General features: G+C 46.5%; 9 protein-coding genes. 3 read left to right on the forward strand and 6 right to left on the reverse strand.

Going from position 1 to position 10,633, the window contains the following annotated elements; translation table 11 throughout:
• Window positions 1-122 precede the first annotated feature (122 nt).
• The 6 genes from F7D20_RS09205 to hpt form a co-directional block, all read right to left on the reverse strand.
• Window positions 123-602 carry an ATP-binding protein gene (locus tag F7D20_RS09205; protein WP_228114159.1) on the reverse strand — a complete coding sequence of 160 codons (480 nt, stop codon included), beginning with the start codon at window positions 600-602 and terminating at the stop codon, window positions 123-125.
• 256 nt (window positions 603-858) lie between these two features.
• Window positions 859-1,950: a peptidoglycan DD-metalloendopeptidase family protein gene (locus F7D20_RS09210; protein WP_228114160.1), complete on the reverse strand. Its 1,092-nt coding sequence runs from the start codon at window positions 1,948-1,950 to the stop codon at window positions 859-861.
• Between the two features lie 113 nt (window positions 1,951-2,063).
• Complete coding sequence (gene pgeF, locus F7D20_RS09215; protein WP_158463793.1) at window positions 2,064-2,867, reverse strand: peptidoglycan editing factor PgeF; 804 nt, start codon at window positions 2,865-2,867, stop codon at window positions 2,064-2,066.
• Window positions 2,868-2,880: 13 nt separating this feature from the next.
• Window positions 2,881-4,041 carry a GTPase ObgE gene (gene obgE, locus F7D20_RS09220; RefSeq protein WP_158463794.1) on the reverse strand — a complete coding sequence of 387 codons (1,161 nt, stop codon included), beginning with the start codon at window positions 4,039-4,041 and terminating at the stop codon, window positions 2,881-2,883.
• 338 nt (window positions 4,042-4,379) lie between these two features.
• A complete protein-coding gene (locus F7D20_RS09225) occupies window positions 4,380-4,952 on the reverse strand; it encodes an adenylate kinase (RefSeq protein ID WP_158463795.1) in 573 nt (190 codons plus the stop codon).
• 35 nt (window positions 4,953-4,987) lie between these two features.
• Window positions 4,988-5,527: a hypoxanthine phosphoribosyltransferase gene (gene hpt / locus F7D20_RS09230; RefSeq protein WP_158463796.1), complete on the reverse strand. Its 540-nt coding sequence runs from the start codon at window positions 5,525-5,527 to the stop codon at window positions 4,988-4,990.
• A gap of 90 nt (window positions 5,528-5,617) precedes the next feature.
• Between hpt and F7D20_RS09235 the strand changes: the two genes are divergently transcribed.
• The 3 genes from F7D20_RS09235 (at window position 5,618) to F7D20_RS09245 (ending at window position 10,535) form a co-directional block, all read left to right on the forward strand.
• Window positions 5,618-7,135, forward strand: coding sequence for an NAD(P)H-hydrate dehydratase (locus F7D20_RS09235; protein ID WP_158463797.1), 1,518 nt, complete (start codon window positions 5,618-5,620; stop codon window positions 7,133-7,135).
• Between the two features lie 136 nt (window positions 7,136-7,271).
• A complete protein-coding gene (locus F7D20_RS09240; RefSeq protein WP_158463798.1) occupies window positions 7,272-9,062 on the forward strand; it encodes a hypothetical protein in 1,791 nt (596 codons plus the stop codon).
• A gap of 54 nt (window positions 9,063-9,116) precedes the next feature.
• Window positions 9,117-10,535: a DUF5723 family protein gene (locus F7D20_RS09245; RefSeq protein WP_158463799.1), complete on the forward strand. Its 1,419-nt coding sequence runs from the start codon at window positions 9,117-9,119 to the stop codon at window positions 10,533-10,535.
• Window positions 10,536-10,633: the final 98 nt, after the last annotated feature.

The following is a 10,633-nucleotide window of genomic DNA, read 5'->3' on the forward strand; positions in this document are numbered from 1 at the left end:
TTGGGGTATAGGTTACGGATAGGTAACGTTCCTCTGTCTCATCTTGTCGTATTCCTGTCTTCGTCTGTCCTCGCTACTTTTAACCAAAATGAGGAAAGTAACTGATAACCAGCAAACTTTCCTCATTCTTCTCTCAAACACTTTTTATATGTACTTTCCATAAGTGAAAGTGGCCAAACGTGAATTTCATCACCTCGACCTCTAAATTCCGTTACAACATCAGAAGAGAGAAAACGAGAATTAGAGCCAGTTACATAAACATCTGTGCCTTCAGTGACAGATAAAGTAGAAAGAACTTCCACAAAATCATTTACTTCTTGCACCTCATCAATGATAATGTAGTATGTATTATCGTCCTTCATTACATTATCAATATAATCAAGTAAATAGTCAGGATCTTTGAAAGCTTTGTTTTTACGACTTTCCATATCTATTATAATGATATGGTCATCTTGAACGCCATCATCCAACAGATGCTGACGAAACAGTTTCTTCAGTAAGAAAGATTTTCCAGAGCGTCTAATGCCTGTGACGATCTTGATAAGTCCATTACCCCTGGAACGGACCAATTGATCAATATAAGTTGTTCTGTTTACTATCATTTAGTTCGCGATTTTGTCACATGTGACAGTTTTGCGAAGGCAAAGATAATACTTTTATTTGTAACATAACTAATAATCAACTAATTATTTGTTACGATTACATAAAAATTTCGAAACTATAGAGCAAGGAACTTTTCCTGTAGGGATCAATTCTTAGTCATAAGTTATGTCCAATTGATAGGTCGTGACTGTTTTCAACAGCAAACCCGACGATTTCTAAACGGGACAGCAGTGATTGTATCCACGAAATAATTTTTTAGGCATTCTTCTTTGACTTGACGCCGCTACCCTTGGTCAAGGTCAAGGTGGAGCGTTGAAGTTTCTTGCTGCCATGGTCGAAAACTACAGCGGGATTCATGCGGCGGCCATGGAAGGAGATTTCGAAATGAAGATGTTCTGTCGTTGCCCTACCTGTACGACCCGTGAGACCGATGACCTGACCAGCCTTCACCTTTTCACCTTTCCTGACTAAGTTCTTGGACTGATGACTGTAGAGAGTCTCAAAACCATAGGCATGCTTGATGCGAATGCAATTACCATAACCATAGAAAGGACCTGATGCTATCACCACTCCATCAAAGGCTGCTACTATCTTATCGTTGGGACGCGTCTTGAGGTCGACACCTGAATGACGTCGCTTACCACCATAAGGGCTGATAACCTTACTGCCAGGCAGAGGATAAGCCCAATGGGATGCTGAGATTTTCTCTAAATCAAGTTTAAAGGTGGTTGACTTCAGGAAGGGGTCTGACGCCTCATCAGGATCGAGGGTAAACTCCTTGTCTTTCTTTTCTGAAGAAGAAGATGCTACCTTACCACCTACAACAGACACACTGATGCGATTTCCTGTCTTGCGAAACTGCATCGTCTGACGGCGTAGCTTATGACTTTTCAGTTCTATCAATGTCGCAGGATTGATGCGAGCGCCATTGATCATGACAGAGACTTCGCTAAAAACCTCCGCATCCTTACCTCCTACAATAGCTATCGTTTGACCAGCCTCAACGCTCTGCCCTACTTTCACCAAATTCTCGGCATTGAAAGCATAAACTGTCTCTAAGCCATTATCGTGACGGATCACAATGACATTGCCATATTTTTCCGTCTTACGGGAAAGACGCACATAACCATCAAACATCGCCTTGACGGCATCGCCCTTCTTGGTCTCTATATGCAGGATGCTATTATTCTCCAACGTAGCCTTACCGACAGGAAGAGGGAAAGAATATTCCTTCTCCCGAAAGTTCTCAAAGTCTACATTGAAAGCATTGCTCCGTTCAAAAAGTCCTGGGGTGGCAATACTTATCTGTTGCTGTTCGGCTGCAGTAAACTGATTTTTACCTGGCATGAAAGACGAAACGATGATGAAGCCACAGCATAACAAAGCCGCAACCATCGTTGCCGCATAAATATGGTTAAGTTTGTTGATTAGGTTCTTGTACATTTTTATATAAAGAGAAATTAGAAAAGTATGATTCCGGTGAAGATTCTTCCAGACAGAATGCCCAACCGACGGGCAGAGAAGAATTCATCGCTGTGCTGATAGGTGCAAATGCCTGACTGATGAATATGGACAGCAGGAATGCCCGACTCTTGTAATAAAAGGGAATTGCAAAGAGGCAAATCGATGTGCCACTTCATGGGCTGATCCACGTTTCCCTCTTTCTTCATGTTGGGACGCAGGTCGGCAATAGCAGGCATATCAAAACCGCCCTGCACGAACTCCTCATAAACCTCATCGCCTACCTCAAAGGCTTCTTTGGATATACCTGGACCAATGACAGCCTTCAATTCAGAGGGACGTGTATGAAAAGAGGTGCACATCATCTCAATGGTTTTCTGCACGATACGCTGTACGGTGCCTCGCCATCCGGCATGAATGGCAGCCATGGCATGATGAGCCTCATCATAAAGAAGCACAGGAATGCAGTCGGCTGTAGAAACACCTATGCACACACCCCGCAGGTCGGTAATCAGCGCATCGACTCCTTCGAGAATCATCTTGCGAACAGTCTCAGGTTTCGAAAAAAACTCCCCGTCAACTCTTCGCACTTCTATGCCATGCACCTGGTGGGGCATAACGATATGGTCGGCAGACACACCTAAGCGTTCTGCCAAAAGGCGACGGTTCTCCAAAATATGTTCGGCAGAATCGCCACAATACTCATTGATATTGAATTCGCTATAGTTGCCCTGGCTCACTCCACCTTTTCGCATGGTAGAGAAAGCCAAGACTCCTTCTGCTACTGTATATTCTTTCAGCATCTGCAGAGAAATTTTACTCGTATTCAAAGTCGTCGAGGTCATCGACATCCTCTATCTCCGACTCATCGATATACTCTACTATATCCTCACCCTCATCAGCCAACTCCTGCTGGAATCGACTCATATCCTTGTCGCGATGTACCAGGGTGTCTTCTGATGTAATTTCCTGCAACTTGTTGCTCTCAGAATTAAGCTCACGCCACAGCACATCCTTCAGTTCTTGGATGCCTTGACCTGTTACAGAAGAGATAAAGACAACAGGCAAATCGGTGGGCAACGTTTCCTTCAGCATCTCGATAAGCTCTTCGTCGAGCAGATCGCATTTGGTAACAGCCAGCACGCGGTGTTTGTCGAGCATCTCTGGATTGAAGTTTCTCAACTCACCCAAGAGTACTTCGTATTCTTTCTTAATATCGTCGGTATCGCCTGGCACCATGAAAAGTAACAGTGAGTTGCGCTCAATATGACGCAGAAATCGCAATCCTAAGCCCTTACCCTCACTGGCACCTTCGATGATACCAGGAATATCAGCCATCACAAATGACTGGTGATCGCGATAATCGACAATACCCAAAGAGGGTTCGAGAGTGGTGAAAGGATAATTGGCTATCTTAGGACGAGCACTCGAAACAGAAGACAACAAGGTAGACTTGCCCGCATTGGGGAATCCCACCAATCCGACATCTGCCAAGAGTTTCAGCTCCATGATAATGGTCATCTCCTGCATAGGCTCGCCTGGTTGTGCATAACGGGGAGCCTGATTGGTAGAGGTGCGGAACTGGAAGTTGCCAAGTCCGCCACGACCGCCCTTGAGGAGAAGTACCTCTTGTCCATCGTATGTAACGTCGCACACGTACTTACCTGTCTCGGCGTTATATACGACCGTTCCACAAGGCACATCGATATAGATGTCCTTGCCGTCGGTACCATGACACTTATCACGACCTCCGTTGCCACCATGTTCGGCAAAGAAGTGACGCTGGTACTTTAAGTGCAATAAAGTCCAGTAATTATGATTTCCACGCAGATAAATGCTTCCTCCGCGTCCGCCGTCACCACCGTCAGGACCACCATTGGGTTGGTACTTTACGTGGCGCAGGTGCATGGAGCCCTTGCCACCCTTACCAGAGCGGCAGTTTATCTTTACGTAGTCTACGAAATTGGAATCAGCCATTTATTTGATGTTTAATAGAACTTTCAACGGGTTTAGAAGTTATAGAATTCAAAGAAGTTGTCACACCCTTCGGTCGTTAGAAATTATAGTCAAAGTCTTTTGGGAATGCACATTTTAAAAGGAAAACTTGCGGCTTTAACTTCTCTTACTTCTTTCACATCTTAAACTTCCCTGTTTGAGAAAGTTGAGTTGTTAAATATTTGGTGTTTATGTTCAATATCCGCCCTTTCTTCATCAGTTTGACGGAAAGGAAGCAATGTGTAATGCCTAATCTTTATTAGACAGCCCCAGAAGCGCAAGCCCAACAAAACATTAAACATTACACATTTTAAACATGATTAGATGTTGTCGATAACCTGGCAAACACGAGCGAAAATCTCGTCTACAGTACCCAAGCCCTCGATGTGGTGATGGATACCTTCCTTCTCATACCAGTCGATGAGTGGAGAAGTCTGTGTGTGGTAAACATTCAAGCGCTTCTTGATAGTTTCCTCATTGTCGTCAGAACGACCACTCTCCTTACCACGGTTGATAAGACGTGCCATCAACTCATCCTCAGGAACAGAAAGTTCAATCATGGCAGCCACCTTATGACCACGCTCTGCCAACATCTTCTTCAAAGCCTCAGCTTGTGGAATAGTACGTGGGAAACCATCAAAGATGACACCCTTGTGCTCCTTACCGAAGCTGTCGTACACACTTGCCAGGATATCAATCATCAACTCATCAGGAATCAACTGACCATTGTCGATGAAGCCCTTGGCAGTCTTGCCGAGTTCTGTACCGTTTTTGATTTCGCTACGAAGTACATCACCTGTTGAGATATGACCCAATCCGTACTTCTCAATCAGCTTGTCGCTCTGAGTGCCTTTACCTGCACCTGGCGCACCGAAAATTACAATATTCTTCATTACTATTTTATGTTGTTGAAATAATTATCCTTAAACTAATCTTCTACTATCGTATAGATGTCGCGCAGGTTACGGCCCTGCTGGTCGTAGTCAAGTCCATAGCCCACAATAAAATCATTAGGAATTTCCATCACCGCATACTTGATATCGAGAGGCACACGAAGATTGCCTGGCTTCACAAGCAAAGAGCAGACATTGATCGAAGCAGGATTCTTCTCCTTCAGACTGTCGATCATCTTCTGCATGGTGAATCCGGTATCTACGATATCTTCAACGATGATGATATGACGGCCCTCCACTTCCTGATTGATTCCCAACAGTTGTTTCAGATTGCCCGTGGAACTGGTACCCTCGTAAGAAGCATACTTCACAAAGGATATCTCGCTGGGGATTGTCACCATACGCATCAGATCGGCAGCAAATATAAATGCGCCATTCAACACAGCCAAAAACAAAGGATTCTTACCATCCATGTCCTGGTTAATACGGTCGGCAACAACTTGCACTTTCTTCAAAATTTCCTCTTCTGGAATAGAGGTTTTAAAAGTCTTGTCCTTGATTTTAACTATACTCATAGTTCCAAAAATAATATTTTCTGCAAAATTACTAAAAAAATACGGAATATCTTATAGTTATCGAGCATTTTTTCGTATTTTTGCAGAAGTATGAAGATTTTTACGAGTACTCAGATACATGAGCTGGATAAATATACCATCGACCATGAGCCTGTATCCTCTATCAATCTGATGGAGAGAGCTGCCAAGGCCATCACCCACTGCATAGAAGCAGAATGGTCGAACAGGACACCTATTGTGGTCTTCGCCGGACCAGGAAACAATGGAGGTGACGCACTTGCCGTGGCCAGACTGCTGGCAGACGACGGCTATCAAGTTTCCGCATTCTTATTCAACATTCACAACAAACTCTCCAACGACTGCGCCCTGAACAAGAAGCGTCTCATTGAGAGTAAACGCATCAAACAATTTACAGAAGTCTCGGTCAACTTCGAGCCTCCCACACTGACACCTGACACCGTGGTCGTGGACGGACTCTTTGGCAGCGGACTGAACAAGCCGCTGACGGGAGGATTTGCCGCCATGGTGAAATATCTGAACTCATCGCCAGCCAAAGTGGTCAGCATCGACATTCCATCGGGACTGATATGCGAGGACAACACCTATAACATATCTGCCAATATCCTGAAAGCCGACCTCACGCTGACACTGCAACAAAAGAAGTTGTCGATGCTGATGGCGGACAACCAGAAATATTTGGGAAGGCTCAAGGTGCTGGACATCCGCCTGTCTCCCGAATACATACAAAACACCGACTGCAGGTATCGCATCCTGGAGGAAAACGACATACGGGGCATCATGCAACCCCGTGACGACTTTGCTCATAAAGGAAGCATGGGGCACGCACTCCTCATAGCCGGCTCTTACGGAATGGCGGGAGCTTCTATCCTTGCCACCAAAGCCTGCCTGAGAGCAGGAGCAGGAAAAGTCACCGTGCATTCACCCAAGCGCAATTACGACATCATGCAGATAAGTGTGCCTGAGGCCATACAGCAGATGGACCCTGAAGAAACCCTGTTCAGTCATCCTGTAGATACCGAACCTTACAATGCGCTCGGAATAGGTCCGGGGTTAGGCTCCAACGAGACAACAGCCATCGCCCTGATAGCACAGATCAGACGAAGCACCTGCCCCTTGGTCATCGATGCCGATGCCATTAACATCCTTTCAAGTCACCGGGCATGGATGCAACAGTTGCCCAAGGACATCATCCTCACTCCCCATCCTAAAGAGCTCGACCGTCTGGCGGGCACCACAAGTTCCTGCTGCTACGAAAGACTAATGAAGGCAAGCGAACTGGCAGAAAGGCTGCAGGCTTACATTCTGCTGAAAGGACATTATTCTGCCCTGTGTCTGCCCAACGGACACATAGACTTCAACTCCACTGGCAATAGTGGCATGGCGACAGCAGGAAGCGGAGATGTACTGACCGGAATCATCACAGCCCTGCTGGCACGAGGTTACGACGCACCTTCTGCCTGCAGGATAGGAATGTACCTGCACGGACTGGCCGGCGACTTGGCTGCCAAAGACTTAGGAAAGGAAAGTCTCATTGCCGGCGACATCATCAATTATCTGCCCAAAGCTTTCCTGAGAATGGAAGACTGAGGAGAAAAATAAGTTTTTTTGAACATATTAGAAAAATAAATGAACATTTTTGTTGTTCATTTATTTTTTTTTAGTATATTTGCCACATGAAGGGGGAAATTATAACCTAATCACAAATTTATAAACTACTCAAAGTATGTTAAATCACAATCTAAAACACCATCTGTTACCATCAGCATTGTTGGTGGCAGGTTTCTTGACCTTAACAGGATGCACGAACAACGACTATGACCTAAACAACGTTGACGCTACTATGGGATTCGGAAGTGAGTCTTTGGTAATTCCCAACAGTTCAACCAAAGAAATTCAGCTGAAAGATGTTCTCGACCTCAAGGAAGGCGGTTGCGTAGTGACAGATGCTGCAGGCAACTACCTGTTCCAGCTGGCTGGAGGAGATGTAGAGGCAGCCTATCCAAACATTTCGCCTATCATCCTCGACGTTACCAACGTGTTCGATGGCGATATTTCACTGAGCAACGCAGCTTCTACGGGTGCCAAGGCAAGACGCGCTCCCGGCAGCAGCCTCCATCTTGCTTCACCCAAGGTCATGATGTTCGAATATCATGGCAACGACAAGGCTGTGAAAAGTCTTAATGAGGCTAAGATTAACGAGAACGAGAACGGGACCGAAATCAGTATCAGACTCGACTTCAGCAACATCTCGACAGCTGTCTCCAACATTGAGTCGGCTACACTCACCTTGCCTGCATACCTCAGCATCAGTCAGGTGAACGGCAATAGCAACGGAGTTCCCACACACAATGGTTCGAAAGTTACCATCACAAACATCTCTACCGCACGTCCCCTTGAGCTGAGCCTCAAGACACAGAAACTGGACTTCACCAATAATCAGAACGACCACGGACGCCTCAGCATCAACAACGGAGCGATAGACCTGACGGGATACTTCAGCATAGCAATGCTATGCAATGTGACAGGTGCAATGCCCGACAATCCTACTATCAAGGCCAAAATAGGCGTAGCCGACAGAACCATCACGATGAATAGTGCCACAGGTATCTTCGACCCGAAGATCAATCTGAATTCCTTGGGAGAAGTTGACGTGACGGGGCTTCCTGACTTCCTGGATGACGACGACGTTGTGGCCGATCTCGACAATCCTCAGATATTGCTGACCGTAAACAACGACATGGATGTGGCTGCTACCGTTAGTGCGACAGTCATCTCGACAAAGGAAGGCAGAGAACTGGCACGCGTCACTCTGCCGGAGATGAGTGTCGCGAAGAACGGACTAAGCAAGATCTGCATCTGCCGACAGAAGACAAGCGAACTGACCCAGCAGTACGGCGAAGCCAACGTGTATGCCGTGAGCAACCTGTCGACACTCATCAACCGCATACCCGACCACATCAAAATCGTAGACGTGAACGCTCATGCTAAGGCAGAGGTGGCTACCATAGTATTTGGAAAAGAATACCATGTGAAGCCAAGTTATAAGGTCAATGCCCCATTGGCTTTTGGCGAAAAGGCAAATATCGTATACGAAGACTCTTTTACTGGATGGAACGACGATATCGACGAACTCGACCTGGCCGAGGGAACCTACATCGAGGTGACAGCCAACGTAGAGAACAAAATTCCAGCCTACCTCACCGTAAAAGCATATCCGGTAGACGCACAGGGCAACAAGATAGAAGACAAACTGCTCATCGAGATTCCCGACGAGGTGGCTGCATCGACAGACGGAACAACAGCCGTGACAACACCTATCACCATGAAGATTACACCAAAGGTAAAGAACTCGCTCAAGCAGTTGGACGGACTCGTATTCCGACTGGAAGGCTCCGCCAAGTCTGCCAATGGCAACAAGGTGACGGGCATCAGCCTCAACGAGAGAGAGCATACCCTGAAACTGAACGACATCAAGGTGAAGATTGTCGGAAAGATTATCGGCGACTTCAACTAATGAGAGTGTCAGACCAAACATACCTATTTTATATATAATAAATAAGAAAGCCCTATGAAATTACAACATATCAAGAAACAATTGCTCACAGTGGCACTGACTACTGTTGCAATGGGTGCCATGGCACAGAGCCTCAACTCGGCATATTACACTGAAGACTATAAGTTCCGTCACGATCTGAACCCTGCCTATGGAAACGACCAGAACTACATATCCATTCCAGCTCTGGGCAATGTGAGTGTAAACACACATGGTAACTTCGGATACCAGGATGTGGTGATGAACAATCCTATGTATGGCGTGGAAAACGGAGCCAAAAAAATGACCACCTTCATGAACCCCTACATCTCAACAAGTGATGCTCTCGACGGATTCAGTACAGGCAACAACCGCATCACGGGTGACGTGAACATAGCCCTGCTGTCGGCTGGCTTCAAGGGCTTCGGCGGATACAACACCATCGAAGTCAACGCCAAGACCTCTTTCGGCATCGCCCTGCCCTACGAGCTCTTTGAGTTTGCCAAGAACACAGGCAATAACTCTTACGACATCGGCGACATCAGAGCACACGCCATGTCGTATGGCGAACTGGCTTTGGGTCACTCCCGCCAGATCAACAAGAAACTGCGACTCGGTGCCAAACTGAAATTCCTCTTCGGTATTGCCCGTGCTGACGTAGAGATGAATGACGTAAAGGCAGACCTGACAGCCAACGACAAATGGCTGATAAGCGCAAAGGCCAAGGCCAACATGTCGATGAAGGGATTCTGCTACAAGCAGGAAACCAAGGAATACAACGACCCATCAAAGGGAGAATATGAATATGTGAACGATGTGGACGTAGACGGCGCCGGACTGAGCGGCTTTGGTATGGCGATAGACCTCGGTGGAGAATATAAAATCAACGACAGCTGGACAGTGAACGCCTCGGTTCTCGACTTGGGCTTCATGCACTGGAGCAACAACATGCAGGCTGCCAACCGACAGGACATTTTCGTCTTTGACGGTTTCACCGACATGGATGTAAAACAAGGCAATGGAAACGAAGTCTTCGATGACAAGGCTGATAAATATGGAGACCAGCTGGCCGATTTTGCCAACCTTACCGACGAGGGTGACCAGGGCAGCAGAACAACAGGCATAGGTGCCACCATCAACGTGGGTGCAAGCTACAAGCTTCCATGCTACAAGAAAATGACCTTCGGCTTACTGAGCTCTACACGCATCAAGGGTGCCTACTCATGGACAGAAGGCAGACTGAGTGCCAACTGGGCTCCTCTGAAATGGCTTGACGGTGGTGTCAACTTTGCTGTCAACAGCTTCACAGCCAGCATGGGCTGGGTGCTCAACATCCATCCTAAGGGATATAATTTATTCATCGGCATGGACCACTTGCTGGGCAAGATGAGTAAGGAATGCATCCCACTGAGCTCGAACGCCAGTGTGGCTGTCGGTATGAACATCACTTGGTAATCAGCCAACGAACCTATGCTCATTTTTCAAGTCATTTAGGGACAAAATAGAGTAGATGTGGGGAGTTACCCCCAGCACCTCTCATTGCACCGTACGTA

Source organism: Segatella copri (assembly GCF_009495355.1).
GTDB lineage: Bacteria > Bacteroidota > Bacteroidia > Bacteroidales > Bacteroidaceae > Prevotella.